At 69.3% G+C, this 26,359-nt stretch carries 23 protein-coding genes; 18 read left to right on the top strand and 5 right to left on the bottom strand.

Going from position 1 to position 26,359, the window contains the following annotated elements; translation table 11 throughout:
• The first annotated feature begins 35 nt into the window (after positions 1–35).
• The 6 genes from DY023_RS10040 (at position 36) to DY023_RS10015 (ending at position 6,178) form a co-directional block, all read left to right on the top strand.
• Complete coding sequence (locus tag DY023_RS10040) at positions 36–968, top strand: proteasome assembly chaperone family protein (RefSeq protein WP_116242185.1); 933 nt, start codon at positions 36–38, stop codon at positions 966–968.
• A gap of 160 nt (positions 969–1,128) precedes the next feature.
• Positions 1,129–2,382, top strand: a complete 1,254-nt coding sequence (locus tag DY023_RS10035) for an RNA polymerase sigma factor (protein WP_116242184.1) — start codon at positions 1,129–1,131, stop codon at positions 2,380–2,382.
• Positions 2,382–3,695: a MurT ligase domain-containing protein gene (locus DY023_RS10030; RefSeq protein WP_181905799.1), complete on the top strand. Its 1,314-nt coding sequence runs from the start codon at positions 2,382–2,384 to the stop codon at positions 3,693–3,695. Before DY023_RS10035 ends, DY023_RS10030 begins: the two co-directional genes overlap by 1 nt.
• Positions 3,692–4,447: a type 1 glutamine amidotransferase gene (locus tag DY023_RS10025; protein ID WP_116242182.1), complete on the top strand. Its 756-nt coding sequence runs from the start codon at positions 3,692–3,694 to the stop codon at positions 4,445–4,447. The genes DY023_RS10030 and DY023_RS10025 overlap by 4 nt, the downstream gene beginning before the upstream one ends.
• A gap of 13 nt (positions 4,448–4,460) precedes the next feature.
• The gene (locus tag DY023_RS10020; RefSeq protein WP_245958655.1) at positions 4,461–5,150 is read left to right on the top strand and encodes an alanine racemase C-terminal domain-containing protein; all 690 of its coding nucleotides are present in this window, start codon (positions 4,461–4,463) and stop codon (positions 5,148–5,150) included.
• Positions 5,147–6,178, top strand: coding sequence for an alanine racemase (locus tag DY023_RS10015; RefSeq protein ID WP_116242241.1), 1,032 nt, complete (start codon positions 5,147–5,149; stop codon positions 6,176–6,178). Before DY023_RS10020 ends, DY023_RS10015 begins: the two co-directional genes overlap by 4 nt.
• Before the next feature lie 27 nt (positions 6,179–6,205).
• On the opposite strand, the gene DY023_RS10010 is transcribed toward DY023_RS10015, so the two are convergent.
• Entirely contained in the window at positions 6,206–6,424 is a 219-nt protein-coding gene (locus DY023_RS10010; RefSeq protein WP_116242181.1) for a DUF7455 domain-containing protein, read from the bottom strand.
• Positions 6,425–6,603: 179 nt separating this feature from the next.
• Between DY023_RS10010 and DY023_RS10005 the strand changes: the two genes are divergently transcribed.
• The 3 genes from DY023_RS10005 to DY023_RS09995 all read left to right on the top strand — a co-directional run bounded on the left by DY023_RS10005 (position 6,604) and on the right by DY023_RS09995 (position 9,815).
• Positions 6,604–8,694 (top strand): DNA gyrase/topoisomerase IV subunit B, encoded by a 2,091-nt coding sequence (locus DY023_RS10005; RefSeq protein ID WP_116242180.1) that lies wholly within the window; start codon positions 6,604–6,606, stop codon positions 8,692–8,694.
• Complete coding sequence (locus tag DY023_RS10000; protein WP_116242240.1) at positions 8,694–9,137, top strand: GNAT family N-acetyltransferase; 444 nt, start codon at positions 8,694–8,696, stop codon at positions 9,135–9,137. Before DY023_RS10005 ends, DY023_RS10000 begins: the two co-directional genes overlap by 1 nt.
• Before the next feature lie 357 nt (positions 9,138–9,494).
• Positions 9,495–9,815 (top strand): GIY-YIG nuclease family protein, encoded by a 321-nt coding sequence (locus DY023_RS09995; protein ID WP_116242179.1) that lies wholly within the window; start codon positions 9,495–9,497, stop codon positions 9,813–9,815.
• Between the two features lie 46 nt (positions 9,816–9,861).
• Here DY023_RS09995 and DY023_RS09990 read toward each other — a convergent pair whose 3' ends face one another.
• Complete coding sequence (locus tag DY023_RS09990) at positions 9,862–12,300, bottom strand: DNA gyrase/topoisomerase IV subunit A (protein ID WP_116242178.1); 2,439 nt, start codon at positions 12,298–12,300, stop codon at positions 9,862–9,864.
• Between the two features lie 66 nt (positions 12,301–12,366).
• Between DY023_RS09990 and DY023_RS09985 the strand changes: the two genes are divergently transcribed.
• The gene (locus DY023_RS09985; RefSeq protein WP_116242177.1) at positions 12,367–13,494 is read left to right on the top strand and encodes an alkaline phosphatase family protein; all 1,128 of its coding nucleotides are present in this window, start codon (positions 12,367–12,369) and stop codon (positions 13,492–13,494) included.
• Here DY023_RS09985 and sepH read toward each other — a convergent pair whose 3' ends face one another.
• On the bottom strand, positions 13,495–14,520 hold the full coding sequence (gene sepH, locus DY023_RS09980; RefSeq protein WP_116242176.1) for a septation protein SepH: 1,026 nt from the start codon (positions 14,518–14,520) through the stop codon (positions 13,495–13,497). It abuts the gene before it with no gap.
• A 197-nt stretch (positions 14,521–14,717) separates the two neighbouring features.
• Here sepH and DY023_RS09975 point away from each other — a divergent pair, with 197 nt between their 5' ends.
• Positions 14,718–15,011 carry a DUF4193 domain-containing protein gene (locus DY023_RS09975; RefSeq protein ID WP_116242239.1) on the top strand — a complete coding sequence of 98 codons (294 nt, stop codon included), beginning with the start codon at positions 14,718–14,720 and terminating at the stop codon, positions 15,009–15,011.
• 28 nt (positions 15,012–15,039) lie between these two features.
• Here the strand turns inward: DY023_RS09975 and DY023_RS09970 are convergent, their stop codons facing one another.
• Positions 15,040–15,519, bottom strand: coding sequence for a DUF3093 domain-containing protein (locus DY023_RS09970; protein ID WP_116242238.1), 480 nt, complete (start codon positions 15,517–15,519; stop codon positions 15,040–15,042).
• An 18-nt stretch (positions 15,520–15,537) separates the two neighbouring features.
• Here DY023_RS09970 and dut point away from each other — a divergent pair, with 18 nt between their 5' ends.
• The 5 genes from dut (at position 15,538) to dxs (ending at position 22,425) form a co-directional block, all read left to right on the top strand.
• Positions 15,538–15,984: a dUTP diphosphatase gene (gene dut / locus DY023_RS09965; RefSeq protein WP_181905798.1), complete on the top strand. Its 447-nt coding sequence runs from the start codon at positions 15,538–15,540 to the stop codon at positions 15,982–15,984.
• On the top strand, positions 15,981–16,583 hold the full coding sequence (locus DY023_RS09960; protein ID WP_116242174.1) for a DUF3710 domain-containing protein: 603 nt from the start codon (positions 15,981–15,983) through the stop codon (positions 16,581–16,583). The genes dut and DY023_RS09960 overlap by 4 nt, the downstream gene beginning before the upstream one ends.
• Entirely contained in the window at positions 16,580–17,329 is a 750-nt protein-coding gene (locus DY023_RS09955) for a DUF3159 domain-containing protein (protein ID WP_245958654.1), read from the top strand. The genes DY023_RS09960 and DY023_RS09955 overlap by 4 nt, the downstream gene beginning before the upstream one ends.
• A gap of 156 nt (positions 17,330–17,485) precedes the next feature.
• Positions 17,486–20,419 (top strand): aconitate hydratase AcnA, encoded by a 2,934-nt coding sequence (acnA, locus tag DY023_RS09950; protein WP_425453449.1) that lies wholly within the window; start codon positions 17,486–17,488, stop codon positions 20,417–20,419.
• Positions 20,420–20,478: 59 nt separating this feature from the next.
• Positions 20,479–22,425, top strand: coding sequence for a 1-deoxy-D-xylulose-5-phosphate synthase (gene dxs, locus DY023_RS09945; protein WP_116242173.1), 1,947 nt, complete (start codon positions 20,479–20,481; stop codon positions 22,423–22,425).
• Positions 22,426–22,444: 19 nt separating this feature from the next.
• On the opposite strand, the gene DY023_RS09940 is transcribed toward dxs, so the two are convergent.
• A complete protein-coding gene (locus DY023_RS09940) occupies positions 22,445–23,278 on the bottom strand; it encodes an SGNH/GDSL hydrolase family protein (RefSeq protein ID WP_116242172.1) in 834 nt (277 codons plus the stop codon).
• A 104-nt stretch (positions 23,279–23,382) separates the two neighbouring features.
• Between DY023_RS09940 and DY023_RS09935 the strand changes: the two genes are divergently transcribed.
• Both DY023_RS09935 and DY023_RS09930 read left to right on the top strand, forming a co-directional pair.
• On the top strand, positions 23,383–25,125 hold the full coding sequence (locus DY023_RS09935; RefSeq protein WP_181905797.1) for a DEAD/DEAH box helicase: 1,743 nt from the start codon (positions 23,383–23,385) through the stop codon (positions 25,123–25,125).
• Positions 25,126–25,224: 99 nt separating this feature from the next.
• A complete protein-coding gene (locus DY023_RS09930) occupies positions 25,225–26,334 on the top strand; it encodes a VIT1/CCC1 transporter family protein (protein WP_116242170.1) in 1,110 nt (369 codons plus the stop codon).
• The last annotated feature ends 25 nt before the right edge of the window (positions 26,335–26,359 follow it).

The raw sequence follows: 26,359 nt of genomic DNA, 5'->3' as shown, positions 1-26,359 counted from the left end.
GCCTCCGCATCGTGACCGGCTCGTAGCATGGATGCATGCCCTTCACCGGAGACGTCCACGAACGCGTCGCGAACGCCCCGGTCGTGCCGACCGGCCTTCCTCTCGTCATCCTGCTCACCGGGTTCACCGACGCGGGGAACGCGGTGTCGGGCCTGATCGATCACCTGGAGGAGACGGCCGGTCCGCAGCCGATCGTGGTCTTCGACAACGACATGCTGCTCGACTACCGCGCGCGACGCCCCGTGGTCTCGTTCGACCAGGACCATCTGACGGAGTTCCGCCCGGCTCGTCTGGAGCTGTCGCTCGCGCACGACGCGCTGGGGCAGCCGTTCCTGCTCCTGGCCGGATACGAGCCCGACTTCGCGTGGAACGCCTTCTCCGACGCTGTCCTCGACCTGGCGACCGAGTTCGCGGTGTCCGGTGTCTCCTGGGTGCACTCGATCGCGATGCCGGTTCCGCACACCCGCCCGATCGGCACCACGGTGAGCGGAAACCGACGCGACCTGATCGTGGCGCACTCGGTCTGGCGCCCGCGCACCCAGGTGCCGTCGACTGCCGGCCATCTGCTCGAGTACCGCTTCTCGCAGCGCGACGACCGCGTCGCGGGATTCGTGCTGCTCGTACCGCACTACCTCGCCGACACCGAGTACCCGGATGCGGTGATCACGGCGGCCGAACGCCTCATGGCAGCCACGGGCCTGGTGCTGAGGATGGACGAGGTGCAGGAGAGCCGCGCGGACTACCTGTCGCGGGTCGAGGAGCAGGTGCACGGCAACGAAGAGCTCATGCAGATGGTGCACACTCTCGAGCGCCGGTACGACGCCTACATGGCGGGCCGCGATCCGGAGGACGCCGACGAGGGCGGTTTCGACGAGCGCGACCTGCCCAGCGCCGATGAGATCGCTGCCGAGCTGGAACGGTATCTGGCCTCCCGTCCCACCGGCGAGGAAGACGGGAAGCGAGGCTGAGAGCGGAATCGGTGCTTTGCGGCATCCGAACGCTCTCGGGTGTGTGATAATGGACATTCGACCCGTTGTCAACCGTCGTATTCGCGATCGGACTTGACAAGGGTCTTACTAGTGTCCGAAATCTCCCGGGGCGTGCGCACCGCCCCGTGAAAGGCGAAACGTGACTCAAGCCACGACCAAGAAGAGCCGGACGACCAAGACGACGACCCCTGCCGAGGCCGAGCCCGCTGACGTCGACGCGGTCGAAGCCGCCGAGCCCGCGGCCAACAAGGCAGCGCCTGCCAAGAAGGCCGCCGCGAAGAAGCCCGCGGCGCGACGGAAGAAGGACGACCCGGTCGCCGAGGCGGCCGCCGAGGACGCCCACGCCGACGACACTGCCGACGACGAGGAGGAGGGCGACAAGAAGCCCGCCTTCACCGAGCCGCTGCCGACCGGCGCCATCGTCATCACCTCGAACGACGAGGACGACGTCCCCGTCTACTCGACCCAGATCACCGGCGCCACCGCCGACCCGGTCAAGGACTACCTCAAGCAGATCGGAAAGGTCGCGCTGCTGAACGCGGCCGAAGAGGTCGAGCTCGCGATGCGGATCGAGGCCGGTCTGTTCGCCGAGGAGAAGCTGTCCACGATGACGGCGGCGGAGAAGACCAGCCAGCTGGGCCTGGATCTGCAGTGGGTCGCGCGTGACGGCCAGCGTGCCAAGAGCCACCTGCTCGGCGCCAACCTGCGACTCGTCGTCTCCCTCGCCAAGCGCTACACCGGCCGCGGCATGCAGTTCCTGGACCTGATCCAGGAGGGCAACCTCGGTCTCATCCGCGCGGTCGAGAAGTTCGACTACACCAAGGGCTTCAAGTTCTCGACCTACGCCACCTGGTGGATCCGCCAGGCGATCACCCGCGCCATGGCCGACCAGGCCCGCACCATCCGCATCCCGGTGCACATGGTCGAGGTCATCAACAAGCTCGCCCGCGTGCAGCGCCAGATGCTGCAGGACCTGGGCCGCGAGCCCACCCCCGAGGAGCTGTCCCGCGAGCTCGACATGACCCCCGAGAAGGTCATCGAGGTGCAGAAGTACGGCCGCGAGCCGATCTCGCTGCACACCCCGCTCGGCGAGGACGGCGACAGCGAGTTCGGTGACCTCATCGAGGACACCGAGGCCGTGGTCCCCGCGGACGCGGTCGGCTTCACGATGCTGCAGCGTCAGCTCGAGCAGCTGCTCGACTCGCTCTCGGAGCGCGAGGCGGGCGTGATCCGTATGCGCTTCGGCCTCGGCGACGGCCAGCCCAAGACCCTCGACCAGATCGGCGACACGTTCGGCGTCACGCGCGAGCGCATCCGTCAGATCGAGTCGAAGACGATGGCCAAGCTGCGTCACCCGAGCCGCTCGCAGTCGCTGCGGGACTACCTCGAATGATGGCGGCCGCACCTCAGGCGCGGTCGGCGGGTCCCCGGTACATCGTGCCGGTTCTGGCGGGTAAGCTCGCCCGCTTCGCGACGCGCCTGCGCGGTGGCGGGTCGGCGTTTCCGGGGTACCTCACCAACCGGATGGCGCCGACTCTGCTGCCCACGCTCGCGGACCAGTTCCGCTACGGCGTGATCTTCGTGCTCGGTTCGAACGGCAAGACGACGACCACGCACATGGTCAGCGAGGTGCTGCGCGCGCACGGCCTGAAGGTCTTCACCAACCCGACCGGCGCGAACCTGCCGCAGGGTGTGACGAGTGCGCTGCTCGCCGATGCGTCGCTGACCGGTCGGATCAAGGCCGACGTCGCGGTCCTCGAGATCGATGAGGGCTACGCCGCCGACCTGGCCGACCGTCTCTCGCCGTCGGTGATCCTGTCGCTGAACGTGCAGGTCGATCAGCTGTTCCGGTTCTTCGAGACCGAGCGCGTCGCCGACATGATGCTGGACGCCTCGACCCGGGCGTCAGATCACGTCGTCGTCAACCGTGACGACCCCTACCTGTCGAAGATCGACGTGGGCGCCATGAAGGCTCCGGTCTCGTTCTTCGGCATCGCAGAGGACATCGTCGCGGCCTCCGCCCACGGCCTGGCCAACGCCGCCGACACGCGCAGCGGCACCGCCGGTGCGACGCCGCGAGACGCGTTCGCCGAGGTGCGCGAGGTCAGAGGACGCGACATCGTCGTGAACGTCGGTGGCACGGATGCCCGCATCACGCTGCCCGCACGAGGACTGCACTATGCGGCGGACGCCGCTGCCGCGCTGACCGTCGCCGCGCGTGTGCTGGGTGATGAGTTCGACGCCGACCGGTCCGCGGCGGGCTTCGCCACCATGGCGCCCGCCTATGGCCGCGGCGAGGTCATCCCGCTGCGCGGGAACCCCGCTGGTGAGCAGGTCGAGTTCGTGATGTTCAAGAACGCGCCGAGCCTGCAGATGAACCTGGATGCGCTGGACGGTACGCCCGAGCGCGCACTCATCGCGATCGACGACGGCACACCTGATGTCTCGTGGCTGTACGACGTGGACTTCGCCCCGCTGCCGCGGGTCGATGTGGTCACCGGTGAGAAAGCACATCAGCTCGCCCTCGCGCTCGCGTACGCGGGCGTGGAGATCGGAACGGTCGAACCCGACATGGAGAAGGCCGTGGAGCTCATGCGCTCGTTCCCCGAGACGGCGGCCGGTCGTCAGATCTGGTTCGTCAACTACGAGCTGATGATGGTCGGTCGACGCATCCTCGGCCGCGAAGAGCAGGAGACGCGCCGATGACCCTGGTCACCATCGCACAGCTGTACCCGGCCGAACTCGGCATCACCGGCGACCGCGGCAACGTCCGCGCCATCGAGCGGCGCCTCGCCGCGCGAGGCGTGGAGACGACGACGGTGCTCGTCGCCCCCGGCGAGGAGCTTCCCCGTGAGCTCGACGTCCTCGTGATCGGCAACGGCCCGCTGTCCGCGTTGCGGGGCGTGCACGCCGACCTGATCGCGAGGAAGGGCAGGCTCGACGAGTTCGTCGCGGACGGCGGTGTGCTGTTCTCCGTCGGCGGTTCGGCCGAGCTGCTCGGCGAGCGCCTCGATGCACCGGACGGCGAGACGCTCGACGGGATCGGCGTGCTGCCGTACCGCGTCGTGCGCGTCAGCGAGCGGCGGGTCGGCTACATCATCGTCGACACACCGCATGGACCCGTGGTGGGCTTCGAGGACCACGCCTCCGAGTGGACGCTCACCGACGCGGCATCCGCCTACGGCACGGTGCGCGACGGTCACGGCAGCTTCGGCCGAGACGAAGGGCGGGGCGAGTTCGTGCGCGTGGGCAACACCTTCGCCAGCAACGTGCAGGGCCCCGTGCTCCCGCTGAACCCCGAGCTCACGGATGTGCTCGTCGATGCCGTCGCAGAGCGTCGCGGGCTGACGCTCTCCCCGGCGCGTCGCAGCGATCTCGACGAGTACGCCGAGGCTGCTCGCACGAAGATCCTGATGCGTCCCACCCGTGACAAGGGCTTCAAGACCATTCAGGTGTGACGGAGGACACCCTGTGAGATCCGCCGCGAGCAGCGCACTCCCGCGTGCCGTCCTCTCCCGGGCTGCACTGGCGTCCGCGGTCAGGACGGCGGTCGCGGCAGGCGGCACTCGCGCTGACCTGCGCAGGGATGCGTGGGGGCACGGCGTGGACGAGGTCGCCGGGGCCGCGGCGGCCGGGTCCCTTCAGGTGCTGGTCGACGACGACGAGATCGCGCAGAGACTGCGGATGGCGGGTGTCGACGCCGTCACCTCCGGATCGCCCGACGTCGATCCGTTCCTCTTCTACGGTCTTCCCGGCGCCGGCACGCCCCCGGTGATGCGCCTGGTCGGCACCGTCATGTCCACGAAGCCGCTGCGTGCCGGTGACGCCGTGTCCTACGGCTACACGCACCGCGCCCAGGAACCGACCACCGTCGCGCTCGTCACGGGCGGCTACGCGCAGGGCATCGTCCGATCCCTCGGAAATCGAGCCCTGGCGGAGATCGATGGCGTGCTGCGGCCCATCATCGGCCGGGTGGCCATGGATGTCTGCGTCATCGATCTGCAGGGAGCCGGGGCGGCAGAGGGTGCGGAAGTCACCTACTTCGGCGGCCAGGGGCCCGCACGCGACGCTCTGGCGGAGTGGGCACGGATCACCGGTCTCACCGTCGGCGAGCTCGTCGGCGTCGCCGGGATGAGCTCAGGACGGGAGTGGCGGGCATGAGCGTTCCGATGCTGGAGATCTCGCGCGGGACGCTGCAGAGCAACATCGCCGCGGTGCGCGCGCAGATCGTCCCCAGCGAGCTGATGCTCGTCATGAAGGACGACGCATACGGGCACGGGCTGGAATGGGCGGTGGACGCGGCCGACGGCGTCTCCTGGTTCGGGTCGTACGACATCGCTTCGGCACTGCGCATCCGTGCCCGGCGGCAGGAGGCCCGCGTCTACGCCTGGGCGACCTCGCCCGACGACGAGATCGCCGCGGCGATCGAGGCGGGCGTCGACCTCGGCGTCGGCACGCTGCCGTACCTGCGCCGGGTGATCGCACAGGCGGCGCTTCTCGGGGTCCGAGCGCGTGTGCATCTGAAGATCGACACGGGCCTGCATCGCAACGGCGTCCGGCCGGAGGACTGGCCGGCGTTCGTGGCCGAGGCCCGAGCCGCCGAGCAGCGCGGCGTCCTCGCCGTGGTCGGCGTGTGGAGCCATCTCGCCGAGGCCAGCGACAGCGAGGACGACGAGGCGGCGGGGGAGTTCCGCGTCGCGGTGCAGTCGCTCCGCGATGCGGGGGCGGAGCCCGAGGTGCTGCATCTCACCGCATCCGCGGCGTCCTGGTGGCGCCCCGAGCTGCGCGGCTCGCTGAGCCGGATCGGGGCGTTCTGCTACGGCGTCCGTTCGGCGGACGGACCGCAGATCCCCGGCGTCCTCCCGGCTGCCGAGCTGCGCGCGCAGGTCCTGTCCGTCGCCGGCGACGTCGTGGAGGTCGGGATCGGATCCTTCGACGGCCTTCCGTCGACGCTCGCGGGTGCGGTGATCGGCACGCCCGCGGGGGCTCGGCTCCTGCGCGAGGTCGGCGCGATGACCAGCCTGGTGGAGGCATGGCCCGCTGCGTCCGAGGGTGATCTCGTCACCGTGTTCGGCCGAGGCGCACAGGGTGAACAGGACGCGACCGCGCTTGCGGAGCGCATCGACACAGTCGGGGAGGAGATCCTCCTGCGACTCACGCCGCGCGTACGCCGGGTCGAGGTCGACTGACCTCGACTGCGGCGACGGAGCGGGAGGTCAGACCGCTTCTGCGAGGCGCGCGGTCTCGTCGTGCCAGCTCGTGGCGACGGCGCGCAGCTTCTCTTCGTACTTGCGGCCGTGGTGAGCGCAGAACAGCAGCTCGGACCCGTTGACCTCGGCGGCGATGTAGGCCTGCGCACCGCAGGAATCGCACCGGTCCATGGCCGTCAGGCGGTACTCGACGGTGGACGTCTCACGTTCGGTCGTAGCGTTCATCTCGGTTCCTCCTCGGTCTCGGACGTCTGTGTGGTCGTGCTCAATACAACCACGCAGACCTGTGAGCAATGCCCGCGGGACGGCGTGTTTCGCTCTGCGCGTACTGATCGGCACGGGTGCGGGCGCACGGGGGAGTGTCGGCCGGGTGGCGCGCTCCACGGCGAATAGAATCGAGGATTGTGACCGCCGAGTACTCCGCCCATCATCTGCAGGTTCTCGAGGGCCTCGAAGCCGTCCGGAAACGCCCGGGCATGTACATCGGGTCGAACGGATCGCCCGGCCTCATGCACTGCCTCTGGGAGATCATCGACAACGCCGTGGATGAGGCGGTGGCCGGCAACGGCGCGAAGATCGACATCATCCTGCATTCCGACGGCAGCGTCGAGGTGCATGACCGTGGCCGCGGCATCCCCGTCGACGTCGAGCCGCGCACCGGCCTCACCGGCGTCGAGGTCGTCTTCACCAAACTGCACGCCGGCGGCAAGTTCGGCGGCGGCTCCTACGCGGCATCCGGCGGCCTGCACGGCGTCGGCGCCTCGGTCGTGAACGCCCTCTCGGAGCGGCTCGACGTCGAGGTCGACCGCGGCGGCAAGACCTACGCGATGTCGTTCCACCGGGGCGAACCCGGGATCTTCGACGACGACGGCGGCGAGAAGCGCCCGGACGCCCCGTTCACGCCGTTCTCGGAGAAGAGCGAGCTGCGGGTGGTCGGCAAGGCGGCCAAGGGCGCGACCGGCACGCGGATCCGGTACTGGGCTGACCGGCAGATCTTCACAAAGGACGCCGCCTTCCAGCTCGGTGAGCTGGAGACCAGGGCGCGCCAGACGGCGTTCCTCGTACCCGGGCTCGAGCTCGTCGTCAGCGACGACCGCGGCGGCGAGCGGAACGAGACGTCGTACCACTACGAGGGCGGCATCTCCGAGTTCGTCGAGTATCTCGCCACCGACGCACCCGTGACCGACACCTGGCGGATCCAGGGCGAAGGGACGTTCAAGGAGACCGTCCCGGTGCTGCAGCCCGACGGGCACATGGTCGCCACCGAGGTCGAACGCACCTGCTCCGTGGACCTCGCGCTGCGCTGGGGGACCGGGTACGACACCACGACGCGGTCGTTCGTGAACATCATCGCCACGCCGAAGGGCGGCACGCATCAACAGGGTTTCGAGCAGGAGCTGCTGAAGTCGCTGCGCGGTCAGGTGGAGCAGAACGCGCGACGCCTCAAGGTCGGCAGCGACAAGCTCGAGAAGGACGACGTCCTGGCGGGGCTCACCGCGGTGCTCACCGTGAACCTGCCCGAACCGCAGTTCGAGGGCCAGACGAAGGAGGTCCTCGGAACACCTGCGGTGCGCTCGATCGTGTCGCAGGTCGTCCGCAAGGAGCTCGCGGCCCGATTCAGCTCGACGAAGCGCGACGACAAGAGCCAGGCGTCGCAGCTGCTCGACAAGGTCGTCGCCGAGATGAAGGCCCGCGTGTCGGCGCGTGCGCACAAGGAGACCCAACGTCGCAAGAACGCGCTGGAGTCGTCCTCGCTGCCGGCGAAGCTCGTGGACTGCCGATCCAGCGACGTCACGCAGTCCGAGCTGTTCATCGTCGAGGGAGACTCCGCCCTGGGCACCGCCCGGCATGCTCGCAACAGCGAGTTCCAGGCGCTGTTGCCGATCCGCGGCAAGATCCTCAACGTGCAGAAGGCGTCGGTCAGCGACATGCTCGGCAACGCCGAGTGCGCGGCGATCATCACGACGATCGGCGCGGGCTCCGGGCGCTCGTTCGATCTGAGCCAGGCCCGCTACGGCAAGGTCATCCTGATGAGCGACGCCGACGTGGACGGCGCACACATCCGGACCCTGCTGCTCACGCTGTTCTTCCGGTACATGCGTCCGCTCGTCGAAGCCGGCCGGGTGTTCTCGGCGGTGCCCCCGTTGCATCGCGTGATCGTCATGAACCCCGGTTCCAAGCCGAACGAGACCATCTACACGTACTCCGAGGGCGAGCTGCACGCGCTGCTCACGAAGCTGCAGAGGGCCGGCAAGCGTTGGCAGGACCCGATCCAGCGCTACAAGGGCCTGGGCGAGATGGACGCCGATCAGCTCGCGAACACGACCATGGAGAAGTCGGGCCGGCTGCTGCGCCGCGTCACGGTCGAGGACGCCGAGTCCGCGGATGCCGCGGTGCGCACCTTCGAGCTGCTGATGGGCAACGACGTGGCTCCGCGACGCGAGTTCATCATGAGCTCCAGCGACAAGCTGAGCCGCGAGTCGATCGACGCGTGATGCCGCCCGAGGTGCGGCTGCGGCCCGCGACCCCGGATGATCTGGAGACGGTCATCGCTCTCAAGGAGCGCGTGATGCGTGCCGATCTCGATCGGCTGATCGGCTGGGACCCGGAGAAGTCGAGAGCCCGGGTCATCGAGCACTTCTCGCCCGCGCACACGCGCATGATCCTGGTCGACGACACCACAGCGGGCACGATCACGCTCCGGCCGGAGGGCGGTGACGTCTGGCTCGAGATGTTCTACCTCGCCGCCGAGCACCAGGGACGGGGCCTCGGAACGTCGGTGCTGACGGAGGTGCTGGCGGAGACGAATGCACCTCTCCGTCTGCAGGTACTCGTCGGCTCACCCGCGCAGCGGCTCTACGCCCGCCACGGCTTCGTCGTCGAGGACGACGACGGCATCGATGTCTGGATGCGCCGTCATCCCTCCGCAGGCCACTGAGCTTGTCGAAGCGTCGAGGCGCCGTTGTTGGGTCGCTGGGCTTGTCGAGGCGTCGAGGCGCCGTTGTTGGGTCGCTGGGCTTGTCGAGGCGTCGAGGCGCCGTTGTTGGGTCGCTGAGCTTGTCGAGGCGTCGAGGCGCCGTTGTTGGGTCGCTGGGCTTGTCGAGGCGTCGAGGCGCCGTTGTTGGGTCGCTGAGCTTGTCGAAGCGTCGGGGCCCCGTTGTTGGGTCGCTGAGCTTGTCGAAGCGTCGGGGCCCCGTTGTTGGGTCGCTGAGCTTGTCGAAGCGTCGAGGCGCATCCGTTTGAGTTGTCCACAACCCCAGCACACCCTGCCCTATTCCGGGCCAGACTCTCGAGCATGGCGTGGACATACATCCTTCGTTGCCGTGATGGCAGCTTCTACACCGGTAGCACCAATGGCGACTTGGACGCGCGAGTCTGGCAGCACAACCATGACGAGCATTGGGCCGCGCGTTTCACGATCAAGCGGCGGCCTCTTGTGCTCGTCTATGCCGAGCAGTTCGAGACCATTGATGCGGCGTTCTTCCGCGAGAAGCAGATCCAGGGATGGAGCAGGGCGAAGAAGCAGGCGCTGATCGACGGCCGGAGCGCTGAGCTTCCGGCGCTCTCGGGGGCGAGCGGCGTGGACGACGCTTCGACAGGCTCAGCGACCCAGTGAGACCCCCTGGCGACGCCCGGCAGGCTCAGCGACCCAGAGATGACACTCAGCCGATCGCCGTGCCGATCGAGCCGATGACCGCGTCGAGGGGCTGACCGGAACCGTCGCGCTTGGCACCGGACTCCGGCAGCTGCCTGGCCGCCCCGTCGGTGCCCAGGGCGCGGGGATCGGAACCGACCCAGGCCAGACGAAGGCGGTCCTCGCCCTTCAGGAACGCGTGTGCCCGCACACCGCCCGTGGCGCGGCCCTTGCCGGGGAACTCCGAGAACAGCGACACCTTCGCGCGGCCGTTGTCCGTGCCGGCCAGAACCGCGTCGGCTCCGGAGACGGTCACCACGACCGCGTCGTCCGGTGCGGACACCGCGGTGAACGAGATGACCTCTGCGCCGCTGCCGAGCTTGATGCCCGCCATGCCGGCCGCGGGCGCACCCTGGGGGCGCACGTTCGAGCCGGCGAAGTGCAGCAGCTGCGCGTCCGAGGTCACGAAGACGAGCTCGGCGTCATCTGCAGCCGGCGCGGCGCCCACGACGACATCCTTCGGCTTCAGTCCGATGATCTCCAGCTCCGGTCGCACCGGGAGAGCTGTGGGGACGATGCGCTTGACCACGCCGTCCTTCGTGCCCAGCGCGAGGGGAGTGTCATCGTCGAACCGGATCAGCGCGAGTACGCGCTCGGTCCTGTCGGTGATGCCGAGGTAGTCGGCGATCCGCACCCCGGCGCCCAGACCGACGGAGGTCGCGGGTACAGCGGGGATGTCCATCGGAGTGAATCGCACGACACGGCCGGTGCTGGTGACCGCACCGATCTCGCTCCGCGTGCTGGTCTCCAGCCTTGCGATGATGCCGTCGTGCTTGCTGCGTCGCGCGGGCGTGGCGATCGCGGCGCCCGGCTCGAGGTCCACACGCACCGCGCGGCCCGTCGTCGACAGCAGCACCGTCGTCGGGGCATCCGCGATCTGCAGCTCGGCCGCCGACTTCGTCTGACGCTGCTTCGGCGGCGCGGCGTTCAGGAGCAGCGTCCGCCGCGGGGTGCCGAAGGTCTCGGCCACGGCGTCGAGCTCTGCGGCGACCTGCCCGCGCAGCAGCGCGGGGTCGCCGAGCAGCGTCTCGAGCTCCGCGATCTCGGCGAGCAGCTTGTCGCGCTCGGCCTCGAGCTCGATGCGGGAGAACTTCGTGAGCCGGCGCAGCCGCAGTTCGAGGATGTACTCGGCCTGGATCTCGTCGAGCTCGAACACCTGCTGCAGGCGCGCGCGTGCGCTCTCGGAATCGTCGGACGAGCGGATGACCTGGATGACCTCGTCGATGTCGAGGATGGCCAGCAGGAGGCCGCGGACCAGGTGCAGGCGCTCATTGCGCCGGGCCAGACGGTACTGGCTGCGCCGGGTGACCACATCGATGCGGTGGGCCAGGTACACGCGCAGCAGCTCTTTGAGCCCGAGCGTGCGCGGCTGGCCGTCGACCAGGGCGACGTTGTTGATCGAGAACGAGTCCTCGAGCGGCGTCAGCCGGAACAGCTGCTCCAGCACCGCGGCCGGATCGAAGCCCGTCTTGACCGTGATGACCAGCCGCAGGCCGTTCTTGCGGTCGGTGAGATCCTGCACGTCGCTGATGCCCTGGAGCTTCTTCGCCCCCACGGCGTCCTTGAGCTTCGCGATCACGCGCTCCGGGCCGACCTGGTAGGGCAGTTCGGTCACGACGATGCCGGTCTTACGCGGGCCGAGTGATTCGATCGAGGTCTTCGCGCGCAGCTTGAACGCGCCGCGGCCGGTGGTGTACGCGTCCTTGACGCCGTCGAGACCCATCAGGATGCCGCCGGACGGGAAGTCCGGTCCCGGAACGAACTCCATCAGGTCCTCTGTCGAGGCGTCAGGGTTCTCGAGCAGGTGCGTGGCGGCTGCGACGACCTCGATGAGGTTGTGCGGCGCCATGTTCGTGGCCATCCCGACCGCGATGCCGCTCGCGCCGTTGACCAGCAGGTTCGGGAACGCGGCGGGCAGCACAGCCGGCTGCTGGAACTGGCCGTCGTAGTTCGGCACGAAGTCGACGACGTCCTCATCGAGGCTCTCCGTCATCGCGAGGGCGGATGCCGCGAGGCGCGCCTCGGTGTATCGCGAGGCCGCGGGTCCGTCGTCGAGCGAACCGAAGTTCCCGTGGCCGTCGACCAGCGGCACGCGCAGGGCGAAGTCCTGCGCGAGGCGGACCAGGGCGTCGTAGATCGCGGAGTCGCCGTGCGGGTGCAGCTTTCCCATCACCTCGCCCACGACGCGGGCGCTCTTGACATGGCCGCGGTCCGGGCGCAGCCCCATCTCGGCCATCTGGTAGAGGATGCGTCGCTGGACGGGCTTCATGCCGTCGCGGGCATCGGGGAGAGCGCGGGAGTAGATCACCGAGTAGGCGTACTCCAGGAACGATCCCTGCATCTCCTGCGAGAGATCGATGTCCTGAATGCGCTCGTCGACCGGTTCGGGAGGAGTGGATCGGGCCATGTTGTTTTCGGCTGTGACTTCCTGGGCAACGAATTCAGCGCCGTCGCCTGTGCGAGACTGGCGACGATGACTCTCATGCTACCGGCCGGGCCCGCTCAGGCGCGCAGCATCGCCGGGGTGGCGCCCGACCTTCTCGCCTCGCTGCGCGGGGAGTCCGAGACGCTGCCGCCGGTCTCATCCACAGTGCTCGTGGTCGTGGACGGCCTCGGTGCCCTTCCGCTGCGTGCGCACGCCGGTCACGCGCGTACGCTCACCGCCGCCATGTCGAAGAAGGATGCCGCGGCGTCGGTCTTCCCGACGACGACGGCCGCGGCTCTCACGACGCTGCTCACCGGCGAGATGCCCGGTGCGCACGGTCTGGTCGGATACCGCGTGCGCGATCCGCGCCGTGACGTGCTCGTGAACCAGCTCACCGAATGGGAGGGGGCGGGGATCGATCCGCTCACCTGGCAGGCGCAGCCGACCGTCTTCGAGCGGGCTGTGAGCGCCGGGCATCCCGCATTCGCCGTGGGCTTCGCCGGCCACGCCCACAGCGGGTTCACGCACGCGACGCTGCGCGGGGCATCCTTCGTTCCCGCCGGACGTCCTGCCGAGCGCGTGGCGACCGCCTGGGATCTCGCGGAGCGGAACCCCGGCGCTCTGGTCTACTGCTATCTGCCGGAGACCGACAAGGCCGGCCACAAGCACGGCGTCGACTCGGCCGAATGGGTGGCGGCGCTCGAGGACATCGACGCCGCCCTGCGCCTCACGGTGCCGCCCGGGGTCGGCGTGCTGGTCACGGCGGACCACGGGATGGTCGACGTCCCTGCGCACCGACAGGTCGTCCTGGACGAGAGCGACGGCTGGCACGACGGTGTGCGGCACATCGGGGGAGAACCGCGCATGCTGCACGTCTACCTCGAGCAGGACGCCGACGCCGCCGCCGTCCTGGGACGCTGGCGCCGTGACCTCGAAGGCCTCGCTGACGTGCTCCCGCGTGACGAGGCGATCGCGGCCGGGCTGTTCGGTCCCGAGGTCTCCGATGCCGCGACCGCCCGAATCGGCGACATCCTCGCGATCGCGCGCGGCAACAGGGCCCTCTACGACGGTGCGGCCGAGGACCAGCGCGGACGCAACATGGTCGGTCAGCACGGCGCGCTCACTCCCGAAGAGTGGCGGGTGCCGTATCTGAGGTTCGGCGGTTTCGCCGCCTGATCACTCGTCGGTGCGTGCGCCGAAGACGATCTCGTCCCAGGACGGCATCGCACCGCGCCGGCCACGACGTGCCGTCCGGTCCGGCTCCGGTTGCTCGGGCTGGGGTTCCGGGGCCTCGTCCTCGTCGAGCGACTCGAACAGGGCGATCGGTCCGGTCTCGTTCGCGTCCTCCACCTCTTCGAGAACAGGTGCCGTCTCCCGCTGACCGCGGCGGCGGCGCAGCGCCTCGAGCAGATCTGCGGTCTCGGCGCTGGTCTTGGACTCGGCGGGGGCATGCCGGGCAGCGGCATCCTGCACCGCCGCGGATGCCCGTGCCGGCGTCTCGTCCTCGAGATCGATGTTGGCGATCTCCGGTGCCGGGACCAGTCGCGGACCGAATGCACCCGAGTCGAAGCGGGAGTCGTCCTTGTACGGCGACGTCTTCTCGGTCTCGACCGCGCGCAGTCGCGGGATGAGGCCATCGGGAAGTGATCCCTGACGCGACAGCTGCGTGGCGTCGGCGTTCAGGGGAGAGAGCAGACTGCGCCGCGGATCGAAGCTCCAGCGGGCGTCGTGCTCGACCTCGTCGGCGACGAAGACGAGCTTGACGATCCACCCGGACTCGTCCTTCCAGCTCGCCCAGTGCTCATCGCTCGCGCGCGCCTCGGACAGCTTCGTCCGGATGGCGGAGCCGAAGGTCGGTTGCGCGTCGGGCTCGACCTCGCTGCCGATCAGCACCGGGACCGCGAGCGCCTGGCCGACGATGTGCTCCCGCTCCGCGAGCACCGGTCCTTCGAAGCGCTCGACGTCCGACACGCTCACACCGAGCAGTTCCGCCACCTCGGCGGCGGAGAGACCGGCGCGGATCTGGGCCTGGATGTCGCGCGGGCTGGCTGCCAGGCGCGCGGGCGCGGCCTCGGCGTCTCTGGACGCACGACGGATCTCGCGGTGCAGGAGGTCGTCGATGGGCAGGGCGAAGCGCTCGCCCGACTCGGTGGCGAGCACGAGCACGCCCGACTCAGCGCCGACGATGGTGACGTTTTCCATGCGAATGCCCCTCAGGATGGGTGTGCGTTCATGGTGTCACGGCGCACGCATAGGCCCTGGGAATACCGTGGGCGCGCCGTGAGTTTTCCCGGTCGCGTCCCCGGATATTTGCGAAATCATCCGAGGTCGTGCAAACTATGGCCGCCGCACACCCGACGGTGACCCCGCACACCACTGTGAAAGTTGAGATCTCCCGCATGGCAACCGACTACGACGCACCCCGCAAGAGCGAAGACGACTCCGAGTCGATCGAAGCTCTGAAGGAGCGCGTGCCGGACAATCGTGCCGGCGCCAGCAACGACGAGGACTCGGACAACCCGACCGGGTTCGAGCTTCCCGGTGCTGACCTGTCTGATGTCGAGCTCGACGTCGTCGTGCTCCCCGCTCAGCAGGACGAGTTCACCTGCATGAGCTGTTTCCTGGTGAAGCACCGCTCGCAGCTGGACCACGAGGGCCCCGAGGGCCCCATCTGCAAGGAATGCGCCGCCTGACGGCCGCACGCCCTTCGCGCCCCGATCGTCAGATCGGGGCGCGTTCTGTTTCCTGACGTGCCGCGCGGATGGCGGCGGCGAGCCGGTCGGGGGTGCGCGAGGAGAGCGTCCAGGCACTGTGCGGGTCGTCGGGATCGGTGAGCGGCACGACCACGACGCCGTCGATGCCGCCACGTACCAGATGCCAGCCGTCGTGGGCCAGGTCCGGCCCCCGGGCGCGGCGCGCATCCTCGCCCGTGCGCTGCTCGGCATCGCCCAGCCACCGCACGTCGATGTGCGCGCGCCCTGCGCGCAGCACTGTGCCGTCGACCTCGATCACGGGCGAGAGCAGGATGCCGGCGGTCACCAGGAGCAGCGAGACCGCCGCGCCGAGGACAAGAGCGAGAGTCGCACCGACGGGGACGAACACCAGAGCGACCATCGGGCCGGCCAGTGCGATGGTGATCAGCATCCACAGGCTCGGTGCGAGGCGCTCCCTGTAGCGGGGGCGTGTGGCGGGGGTGTTCATCTGCATTAGCCTCGTCAGGTGACCGATTCCGTGGACGTCCCCATTATCGCCGCCCAGACTCCTGGCTACGCCCACCCCGGTGATGCCGGAGCAGACCTCGTCGCCGCCGAGGCGATCCGCCTGGAGCCGGGGGAGCGGGCACTGATCGGGACCGGCGTGCGGATCGCCCTGCCGGAGGGTTACGCAGCCTTCGTGGTGCCGCGCAGCGGATTGGCGGCCAAGCACGGCATCACCGTGGTGAACTCGCCGGGAACCGTCGATGCCGGCTACCGGGGCGAGATCAAGGTGAGTCTGCTGAACACGGACAGCCGGAGCGCGTACGATGTGGCGGTCGGAGACCGCATCGCGCAGCTGATCGTCATGCCCGTGACACGCGCGAACTTCATCCCGATGGACGAGCTGCCCGAGAGCGTCCGCGGAGACGGCGGCTTCGGATCCACCGGGTACACCCAGGGAGAACGATGACTGAGAACAACGAGCTGGACGGCGCGGACGACGCGCTGAAGTCCGCCCCCGCCGACCGCGCGACCGCCGGCCCCTTCGACGATTCCGAGGCGAACCCGGTTCGCCCGTACATCGACCTGGGCGGTATCAAGGTGCTGCCGCGAGAGGGACTGAACCTGCGCCTCGAGGTCGAGGAGCAGTCCAAGCGCATCGTCGCGGTCGGACTCGACTACGCGGACTCCTCGCTCCAGGTGCAGCCCTTCGCCGCACCGCGCACCCGCGGGCTCTGGGACGAGACCCGCGTTCAGCTGCGCGACCAGATCCGTTCCCAGGGTGGTCGCGCCGAGGAGCGCGAGGGCCCGCTCGGCAAGGAACTTCTCGCCGAGGTCCCCGGCACTGCGGCCGAGGGCTCCGGACTGCGCCTGGCGCGCTTCGTCGGTGTCGACGGCCCGCGCTGGTTCCTTCGCGGGGTGATCGGCGGTGCCGCCGCATCCGACCCCCAGTCCGCCGAGCAGGTCGAGGATCTGTTCCGCTCGATCGTCGTGGTCCGCGGAGCGTCGCCGATGCCTCCTCGCGACCTGATCCCGCTGCGGATGCCCTCCACGCCGGGATCGGTGTGAGCCGGCCCGCCGAACCGGGCGACTCCGAGCAGACCCCACCCGCGTCCGACGTGCTGGGGGCGGCCTTCGGGGACGCCGCTCGCCGGATGGGTCTCGACGCGGATCAGAGCACGTCCACCGGTCATGTGGTCTGGCGGGCGATGGGCGGCTGGCGCGGCGTCGTCGAATCCGTGCTCCCCGGCCTCGTCTTCGTGGTCGTGTACACGCTCAGGCCCGAGCCGCTGTGGATCTCGCTGGTCAGTTCCGTCGGCCTCGCCGCGGTCTTCACGGCGATCCGCCTCATCCAGCGGTCGCCTTCGAGCGCGGCATTCGGCGGCCTGATCGCCGCCGGTGTCGCCGCGGCCCTCGCGCTCTGGACGGGGCGCGGCGAGGACAACTTCGTGCCGGGCTTCATCACGAACACGCTGTACGGCTCGGCCTACCTGATCTCAGCGCTGATCGGCTGGTCGCTGATCGGTCTCATCGTCGGCTACCTCATGGGCGACGGCATCGCCTGGCGCAAGGACAAGCGCAAGCGGCGCACCTTCTTCTGGCTCGGCATCGCGTGGGCCGGTGTCTTCTTCGCGCGCCTCGCGGTGCAGCTGCCGCTCTACTTCGCCGGTGACGTCGCCCTGCTGGGCACCCTCAAGATCGTGATGGGGCTCCCGTTGTTCGCGCCGCTCGTCGCCGTCACCTGGCTGGTCGCACGGGCGCTGTACCCCAAGGACCGGGACAGCGGCGTGGTGGATGAGGGCACGTCCGAATAGTGTTAGATTTATCTTGACATCAAGATAAATCTCACGCTTCCGCCAACGCGCGCGGCGGCGCAGACTGGTAAGGCCCGCCTTGCTAGCCATGGCACGTGCACGGCGAGCAAGATGGAGTCGCCTGTCGCTCCCATCCCATTAGAAGGAGACGGATACGTGTCCACGGTGAACAGCTTCGGTGCGAAGAGCACCCTGACGGTCGGCAGCACCGACTACGAGATCTTCCGGATCGACACCGTCGCCGGACACGAGAAGCTCCCGTTCAGCCTGAAGGTGCTGCTCGAGAACCTCCTCCGCACCGAGGACGGCGCGAACGTCACCAAGGCGCAGATCGAGGCGCTGGGCTCGTGGGATGCCGCGGCTGAGCCGAGCACGGAGATCCAGTTCACGCCCGCGCGCGTGGTCATGCAGGACTTCACCGGCGTGCCCTGCATCGTCGACCTCGCCACCATGCGCGAGGCCGTCACCGCACTCGGCGGAGACGCCAACAAGATCAACCCGCTCTCGCCGGCAGAGATGGTCATCGACCACTCGGTCATCGCGGACCTGTTCGGCACCGAGAACGCGCTCGAGCGCAACGTCGAGATCGAGTACGAGCGCAACGGCGAGCGCTACCAGTTCCTGCGCTGGGGCCAGACGGCCTTCCAGGACTTCAAGGTCGTGCCCCCGGGCACCGGCATCGTGCACCAGGTGAACATCGAGCACCTCGCCAAGGTCATCTACGACCGTTCGGTCGACGGTGTCCTCCGCGCCTACCCCGACACCTGCGTCGGCACCGACTCGCACACCACGATGGTGAACGGCCTCGGCGTGCTGGGCTGGGGCGTCGGCGGCATCGAGGCCGAGGCCGCGATGCTCGGCCAGCCCGTGTCGATGCTGATCCCGCGCGTGGTGGGCTTCAAGCTCACCGGTGAGATCCCGGCCGGCGTCACCGCTACCGACGTCGTGCTCACGATCACCGACCTGCTGCGCCAGCACGGTGTGGTCGGCAAGTTCGTCGAGTTCTACGGCGCGGGCGTCGCATCCGTGCCGCTCGCCAACCGCGCCACCATCGGAAACATGTCGCCCGAGTTCGGCTCGACCGCGGCGATCTTCCCGATCGACGACGTCACCCTCGACTACCTGCGACTCACCGGTCGCTCCGAGGAGGCCGTCGCGCTCGTCGAGGACTACGCCAAGACGCAGGGTCTCTGGCACGACGCGGCGAACGAGCCCGTGTACAGCGAGTACCTCGAACTCGACCTCGGCACCGTCGTCCCCTCGATCGCCGGCCCGAAGCGTCCCCAGGACCGCATCCTGCTGTCCGAGGCCAAGGAGCAGTTCGAGAAGGACATCCTGAACTACGCTTCGCCGTCGACCTCGGATGAGCTCATCGATCTCGAGTCGAAGCACTCGTTCCCGGCATCCGACCCCGGCCAGGTGCCCGGTGAGGAGACGGTGACCACCCGCCCGGTGCACATCAACAGCGGTGCGCCCGCGCACGCGTCGAAGCCGGTGCCGGTCACCACGCCGTCGGGAGACAAGTACGTCCTCGACAACGGCGCCGTGACCCTCGCCGCGATCACCTCGTGCACCAACACGTCGAACCCGTCGGTGATGATCGCCGCCGGCCTCATCGCGCGCAACGCGCTGAAGAAGGGCCTGAAGCAGAAGCCCTGGGTCAAGACCACCCTCGGTCCCGGTTCGAAGGTCGTCACCGACTACTACGAGAAGTCCGGTCTCGACAAGGATCTCGAGGGCCTCGGCTTCTACACGGTCGGCTACGGCTGCACGATCTGCATCGGCAACTCGGGCCCGCTCATCGACGAGGTCTCGGCCGCCGTCAACGAGCACGACCTGGCCGTCACCGCCGTGCTCTCCGGCAACCGCAACTTCGAGGGGCGGATCAGCCCCGACGTGAAGATGAACTACCTCGCCTCGCCGCCGCTCGTGGTGGCCTACGCGCTGGCCGGTTCGATGCACTTCGACTTCGACAACGACGCACTCGGCCAGGACGGCGAGGGCAACGATGTCTTCCTGAAGGACATCTGGCCCGCTCCCGACGAGGTGCAGGCCATCATCGACTCGTCGATCTCGCGCGACCAGTTCATCAAGCAGTACGCCACCGTCTTCGACGGTGATGAGCGCTGGACGAGCCTTCCGACGCCGACGGGGCCGATCTTCGAGTGGGACGCCGACTCGACGTACGTGCGCAAGGCACCGTACTTCGACGGCATGACCATGGAGCTCACCCCGGTCGCCGACATCACCGGCGCGCGGGTCATGGCGACGCTGGGCGACTCGGTCACGACCGACCACATCTCGCCGGCAGGCAACATCAAGCCCGGTACGCCCGCGGCGCAGTACCTGACCGAGCACGGAGTGGACCGCAAGGACTTCAACTCCTTCGGCTCGCGTCGTGGCAACCACGAGGTGATGATCCGCGGCACGTTCGCGAACATCCGTCTGAAGAACGCCATGGTCAAGGCCGTCAACGGCGGTCAGCAGATCGAGGGCGGCTTCACGCGCGACTTCACCCAGCCCGGCGGTCCGCAGGCCTACATCTACGACGCCAGCATGAACTACCAGGCTCAGGGAACCCCGCTCGTGGTGTTCGGCGGCAAGGAGTACGGCTCCGGCTCGTCGCGCGACTGGGCGGCCAAGGGCACCACGCTGCTGGGCGTCAAGGCGGTCATCACCGAGAGCTTCGAGCGCATCCACCGCTCCAACCTGATCGGCATGGGTGTCGTCCCGCTGCAGTTCCCTGCGGGCGAGTCCTGGGAGTCGCTGGGTCTCGACGGCACCGAGATCATCTCGATCGAGGGTCTGACCGCGCTGAACGAGGGCATCACGCCGAAGACCGTCAAGGTCACCGCCACCCCGAGCGAGTTCTCGCCCGAGGGCAAGCAGACCGTCGAGTTCGACGCGGTGGTGCGCATCGACACCCCCGGTGAGGCGGACTACNCCCCGGTGAGGCGGACTACTACCGCAACGGCGGCATCCTGCAGTACGTGCTGCGTTCGCTGGTCTGACCGCACGCAGGCGCAGGGCCCGGACGGTTCCCCGTCCGGGCCCTGCGCCGTCCCGGCCGCCGTACAGGTCGACGGATAGAATGGGAGACGTTCTGCGCCGCCGTGCGGAACGCCGTACCGAGTCGAAGAGGAGCGTCGATGCCGATCCTGCCGAGCATCACCGGACCCCGAGACCTCGACCGGCTCTCCCCGGATCAGCTGAACGAGCTGGCCACGGAGATCCGCTCCTTCCTGATCGAGAACGTCGCCAGGACCGGGGGCCACCTGGGGCCGAACCTCGGTGTCGTCGAGCTGACCATCGCCCTGCACCGGGTGTTCTCCTCACCGGACGATCCGATCATCTTCGACACGGGCCATCAGTCCTACGTGCACAAACTGCTCACCGGCCGGCAGGACTTCAGCGAGCTGCGTGCGCGCGGGGGACTGGCCGGCTACCCGCAGCGTGCGGAGAGCCCGCACGACGTCGTGGAGTCCTCGCACGCGTCCAGCTCGCTCAGCTGGGCCGACGGCGTGTCCCGTGCACTCACCGCCACAGGACGTGCGGATCGCCACGTGGTCGCCGTCGTCGGCGACGGCGCCCTCACCGGCGGGATGACCTGGGAGGCGCTCAACAACATCTCCGACGACAACGACCGCAACCTCGTCATCGTCGTCAACGACAACGGCCGATCCTACGCGCCGACCATCGGCGGGATGTCGCGCTACCTCAACCGTGTCCGCACGGCCGCCGCCTACCGCGATCTGCACCATCGCTCGGACCGGCTCTTCCGCGCGTTCGGCCCGTTCGGGCGCGCGCTGTTCCGCGGGGTCCGCGGCGGTACGCACGGCTTCCTCAGCCGGTTCACCAACAACGCCGCGCTGTACTCGAACCTCGACATCAAATACCTCGGGCCCGTCGACGGACACGACATCGGCGCGCTGCAGGAGACCCTGCAACTGGCCAAGGGCTTCGGCGCGCCGGTCATCGTGCACGTCATCACCGAGAAGGGCCGCGGCTACCAGCCGGCCCTCGACGACGAGGCCGACCAGTTCCACTCGGTCGGGCGCATCGACCCCAAGACGGGCGGCTCACTGGCGAAGTCCTCAGGGCGCGCCTGGACCGATGTCTTCGCGGAGGCGCTCGTCGACGTCGGCGCCCGTCACGACGACGTGATCGCGATGACCGCGGCGATGCTGCGCCCCACCGGACTCGCACCCTTCGCGGAGCGCTTCCCCGATCGCGTCTACGACGTGGGCATCGCGGAGCAGCACGCCGTCGCATCCGCCGCCGGGCTCGCCTTCGGCGGTCTGCACCCGGTGGTCGCGATCTATGCGACGTTCATGGGCCGTGCCCTCGACCAGGTGCTGATGGACGTCGGTCTGCACAAGGCCGGCGTGACGTTCGTGCTCGATCGCGCCGGGGTCACCGGCCCCGACGGACCGAGCCACCACGGCATCTGGGATCTGTCGATGCTGCAGATCGTCCCGGGCATCCGCATCGCCGCACCGCGCGACGGAGCGCGCCTTCAGGAGGTCCTGGAAGAGGCGGTCTCGATCGACGATGCGCCGACGGTGATCCGGTATCCGAAGGGCGCTGCGCCGGACGAGATCCCCGCGATCGAGCGGCTGGATGACGGTGTCGACGTTCTGGCCAGGGACGAGACCGAGGACGTGCTGTTGATCGGCATCGGTCCGTTCGCCTCGATGGCGCTGGATGTCGCGCAGCGACTGCGCGCGCAGGGGATCGGTGCGACCGTGATCGACCCGCGCTGGGCGATTCCGGTGCAGCCCTCGATCGTCGAGCTCGCGGCCCGGCACCGGCTCGTGATCACCATGGAGGACGGGATCCGGGTGGGCGGAATCGGCACGCGCGTGCGTCAGGTGCTGCGCGAGGCCGGCGTGGACACCGCGGTGGACGAACTCGGTGTTCCGGACGCCTTCATCGATCACGCGTCCCGGGAGCAGATCCTCGAGGACGCCGGTCTCACCGCGTCGAAGATCGCTCACGACGTGGTCGCGCAGGTGCTCGGGCGGCGCGTGCCGATGGCGCGTCACGCGGGGGAGACCGGCGCCATCGAGCTCCCGCTGAACCCGAACCTGCGCTGACGGCGGACCCTGCCCGCGGCTACGCGGCGGGATCGCCGGGCAGGCTCACCGGCGCAGGTTCCGGCCGCTTGGCCTCGACGTTGTCCCCGGACGACTGGTGGCGCAGACGGCGCAGCACCCAGGGCACGAGATGCTCGCGCGCCCAGCCGATGTCCTCGGCGCGCGCCTCGCGCCAGGTGCGCACCGGCACCGGATCGGGCTGCATCGCCTGCAGGTCGTTGGGCACGTTCAGCGCGCGCAGCACCATGCGCGCCACCTCGTGGTGACCGAGCGCGTTGAAGTGCAGCCGATCGTCGTCGAAGAACCGCGGGTCCTGTACGACCTTCAGAGCCCACTGGTCGGCGACGATGCAGTCGTACCTGTCCGCGATCGTGCGCACGTTCTCGTTGTAGATCGCGACCTTGCCGCGGAACGGGCGGAACACCGGCGTGAAGCCGGTGTCGATGCCGGTGAAGAGCACGACGGCCGCACCGCTGGCCGACAGGCGCGACACCGCGCCCTCGAGTTGGGCCGCGATCTCATCGGGGTCGGTGCCGGGGCGGATCACGTCGTTCCCGCCGGCGCAGATCGAGATCAGATCCGGCTTCAGCGCGATCGCGGGCTCGATCTGATCGGCGACGATCTGCGCGATGAGCTTGCCGCGCACCGCGAGGTTCGCGTACGCGAAGTCGTCCGAGTCCTGGGCGAGCACTTCGGCCACGCGGTCGGCCCAGCCCCGGTGCCCTCCCGGCACGTTCGGGTCCGGGTCGCCGATGCCCTCGGTGAACGAGTCCCCGATGGCGACGAACCGGTGCCATGGGTGGGCGCCCTCGTTGGCGATGTACGGGGTGCGGGACGATTCCTGGTCGGCCATCGAACTCTCCTTCACGCGGCGGGCGCCCATGGATGCCGGGCGCGCCGCATGCGAGCCTACCGCGTGCGCCGACGATGTCCCCGGCCTCGACTATCGTTGAGGCGATGCTTTCCCCGTCCTTCCCCCAGCGCGCTCCATGGGGAACAGCGGACAAACTGCGCGCCTGGCAGCGCGAGGCGCTGGACGACTACTTCCAGCGAGACCAGCGCGACTACCTGGTCGCCGCGACGCCGGGCGCGGGCAAGACGACCTTCGCCCTGACCCTCGCCGTCGAGCTGCTGCGCATGGGCGAGGTGAACAGGGTGATCGTGGTGGCCCCGACCGAGCACCTGAAGACGCAGTGGGCGGATGCGGCCGCGCGCGTGCACATCCGTCTCGATCCGCGGTTCCGCAACAGCCACTGGGCGCCGGCCAGGCACTACCACGGCGTGGTCGTGACCTACGCGCAGGTCGCCGCGAAGTCGTCCGTGCACCGCCACCTGACCGAGGACGCGAAGACCCTCGTCATCCTCGACGAGGTGCACCACGGCGGCGACGCCCTGAGCTGGGGAGACGCGATCCGCGACGCCTACGGCCCCGCGAAGCGCAGGCTGCTGCTCTCCGGCACGCCGTTCCGCAGCGACACCGCGCCGATCCCGTTCGTGGAGTACCACCCGGACGAATCCGGAGCGCGCGTCTCGGTCACCGACTACCGGTACGGGTACGGTCGCGCCCTCGCCGACGGCGTCGTCCGGCCGGTGCTGTTCCACATGTACTCCGGCAAGATGACCTGGCGCACGAGTGCCGGTGACGAACTCGAGGCCCACCTCGGGCAGGACAACACCAAGGACATCACCTCGCAGGCCTGGCGCACCGCCCTCGACCCGGAGGGGTCGTGGATGCCGGCGGTGCTGTCCGCGGCGGACCGCCGGCTCACCGAGATCCGCCACCATGTGCCGGATGCCGGTGGACTGGTGCTCGCGACGGACCAGACCGTGGCCCGCGCCTACGCGAAGATCCTGCACAGCATCACGGGGGAGCAGCCGACGGTCGTGCTCTCCGACGATGCCTCGGCGTCCGAGCGCATCGAGAAGTTCAGCGAGAACGATCGGCGCTGGATGGTCGCGGTGCGGATGGTGTCGGAGGGCGTGGACGTGCCGCGTCTCGCGGTCGGCGTCTACGCGACCTCGTCCTCCACGCCGCTGTTCTTCGCCCAGGCGATCGGCCGCTTCGTGCGCGCGCGGCGCCGCGGCGAGGCCGCCAGCGTGTTCCTGCCCAACGTCCCGGTGCTGATGACGCTCGCGAACGAGATGGAACGGCAGCGCGACCACGCCCTCGACCGCCGGGACAAGGACGACGACGGCCTGGACGACTCGCTGCTGGAGAGTGCGAATCGCGAGGACGAGGCGTCCGACGCGCTCACCCAGGAGTTCAGCTACCAGGCGATCTCGTCGATCGCGCACTTCGACAGGGTGGTGTTCGAGGGCAAGGATTTCGGGCAGCTCGCCGAACCCGGCTCCCCGGAGGAGGAGGAGTTCATCGGACTGCCCGGCCTGCTCGAGCCCGAGCACGTGCACGAACTGCTGATGCAACGCCAGGCCCGGCAATCGCGCCTCCGCGAGGCGCGGGAGGCACAGGCCGGCCCTGAGACCACGACGACGCTGCCGGCCCCGCTGCACCGCACTCTCCGCGAGCAGCGTCAGCTGCTGAACAGCCTGGTGGGGCTCTATGCGCGGCAGAGCGGCGAGCCGCACGGCGCGGTGCACGCCGAGCTGCGCAGGGTGTGCGGCGGACCCGCCGTGGCGCAGGCCACGGTGACCCAGCTGCAGGCGCGCATCGAGGTGCTGCGCAAGCGCGTCCGCTCCTGAGCGCTTCGGACGCCCGAAATGCTCTGAATCCGCGGATCCGTGCGGTTCCGCGGCATCCGCACGGATAGCGTGGAATGTTCCCTTTCGATCGGAGGTCCCATGACTGCGCCCGCGGCCGTGCCTGCGCCCACGCCCACAGCTGCAGACAGGAAGCGCTGGGCGCGCTACCTCGTCGAGGAGCGAGCGGAGGGTGCCGTGTATCTGGGGCTCGCGGGGCGCCGCACCGGCGAGGAGCAGGAGATCCTGCTCTCTCTCGCCGAGGCCGAGCGACGTCACGAGCAGCACTGGCTGGACCTGCTCGGCGGGGAACCGGCGAAGCTGCCGCGAGCGGGCTTCCGATCCCGGATGCTGGGATGGATGGCGAAGCACTTCGGGTCCATCTTCGTCCTGGCCCTCGCCCAGTCCGCGGAGGCGCGATCGCCGTACGACACCGAGGCCTACGCCACCCCGGCGATGCGCGCCGATGAGAAGGTGCATCACGAGGTCGTTCGCGGTCTGGCTGCACGCGGCCGTCGCCGGCTCTCGGGGTCGTTCCGCGCGGCGGTGTTCGGCGCCAACGACGGCCTGGTCTCCAACCTCGCGCTGGTGCTGGGCATCGGCGCGACGGGCGTCAGCGGCGGGTTCGTGCTCTTCAGCGGCATCGCGGGCCTCCTGGCCGGCGCGCTGTCGATGGGCGCGGGCGAGTTCGTCTCGGTACGCTCCCAGCGCGAGCTTCTGGCCGCCACGGAGCACAACGACGACGCGGATGCCGCGGCGGGGGACCTCGACATCGACGCGAACGAGCTCGCCCTCGTCTACCGGGCGCGCGGAATGGAGCAGGATGAGGCCCTTGCGAGGGCGGAGCGCATCGTGCGCGCCGCCCAGGCGGGGGTTCGCCGCTCGGCGACCGGGCCGATCGGCGTCCGCTCCGGCGGCGAGGACCACGAGATCGTCGGCAGCGCATGGACCGCCGCGATCTCCAGTTTCCTGCTGTTCGCCTCGGGGGCGATCGTCCCCGTACTGCCGTGGATCTTCGGGCTTCAGGGGACGACGGCGATCGTCGTCGCCCTGATCCTGGTCGGCATCGCCCTGCTCAGCACGGGGGCGATGGTGGGCATCCTCTCCGGCGGCCCGCCTCTGCGGCGGGGCCTGCGGCAGCTGGCCATCGGGTTCGGAGCCGCCGCGGTCACCTACCTGCTCGGCCTGCTGTTCGGAGTCGGCGTGGCCTGATCCCAACCCGCGCGGGGGAGCAGGG

Source organism: Microbacterium bovistercoris (assembly GCF_003387575.1).
Lineage (GTDB): Bacteria > Actinomycetota > Actinomycetes > Actinomycetales > Microbacteriaceae > Microbacterium > Microbacterium bovistercoris.
Note: the sequence above shows the minus strand (reverse complement) of the source record. Positions and strands in the feature narration are given on the sequence as shown.

Excerpts from the sequence above, each read along its gene's own strand:
- DY023_RS10040 (WP_116242185.1), top strand. The coding sequence starts at position 36 with ATGCCCTTCACCGGAGACGTCCACGAACGCGTCGCGAACGCCCCGGTC.
- DY023_RS10030 (WP_181905799.1), top strand. The coding sequence starts at position 2,382 with ATGGCGGCCGCACCTCAGGCGCGGTCGGCGGGTCCCCGGTACATCGTG.
- DY023_RS10025 (WP_116242182.1), top strand. The coding sequence starts at position 3,692 with ATGACCCTGGTCACCATCGCACAGCTGTACCCGGCCGAACTCGGCATC.
- DY023_RS10015 (WP_116242241.1), top strand. The coding sequence starts at position 5,147 with ATGAGCGTTCCGATGCTGGAGATCTCGCGCGGGACGCTGCAGAGCAAC.
- DY023_RS10010 (WP_116242181.1), bottom strand. The coding sequence starts at position 6,424 with ATGAACGCTACGACCGAACGTGAGACGTCCACCGTCGAGTACCGCCTG.
- DY023_RS10000 (WP_116242240.1), top strand. The coding sequence starts at position 8,694 with ATGCCGCCCGAGGTGCGGCTGCGGCCCGCGACCCCGGATGATCTGGAG.
- DY023_RS09995 (WP_116242179.1), top strand. The coding sequence starts at position 9,495 with ATGGCGTGGACATACATCCTTCGTTGCCGTGATGGCAGCTTCTACACC.
- DY023_RS09990 (WP_116242178.1), bottom strand. The coding sequence starts at position 12,300 with ATGGCCCGATCCACTCCTCCCGAACCGGTCGACGAGCGCATTCAGGAC.
- DY023_RS09985 (WP_116242177.1), top strand. The coding sequence starts at position 12,367 with ATGACTCTCATGCTACCGGCCGGGCCCGCTCAGGCGCGCAGCATCGCC.
- sepH (WP_116242176.1), bottom strand. The coding sequence starts at position 14,520 with ATGGAAAACGTCACCATCGTCGGCGCTGAGTCGGGCGTGCTCGTGCTC.
- DY023_RS09975 (WP_116242239.1), top strand. The coding sequence starts at position 14,718 with ATGGCAACCGACTACGACGCACCCCGCAAGAGCGAAGACGACTCCGAG.
- DY023_RS09970 (WP_116242238.1), bottom strand. The coding sequence starts at position 15,519 with ATGAACACCCCCGCCACACGCCCCCGCTACAGGGAGCGCCTCGCACCG.
- DY023_RS09960 (WP_116242174.1), top strand. The coding sequence starts at position 15,981 with ATGACTGAGAACAACGAGCTGGACGGCGCGGACGACGCGCTGAAGTCC.
- dxs (WP_116242173.1), top strand. The coding sequence starts at position 20,479 with ATGCCGATCCTGCCGAGCATCACCGGACCCCGAGACCTCGACCGGCTC.
- DY023_RS09940 (WP_116242172.1), bottom strand. The coding sequence starts at position 23,278 with ATGGCCGACCAGGAATCGTCCCGCACCCCGTACATCGCCAACGAGGGC.
- DY023_RS09935 (WP_181905797.1), top strand. The coding sequence starts at position 23,383 with ATGCTTTCCCCGTCCTTCCCCCAGCGCGCTCCATGGGGAACAGCGGAC.
- DY023_RS09930 (WP_116242170.1), top strand. The coding sequence starts at position 25,225 with ATGACTGCGCCCGCGGCCGTGCCTGCGCCCACGCCCACAGCTGCAGAC.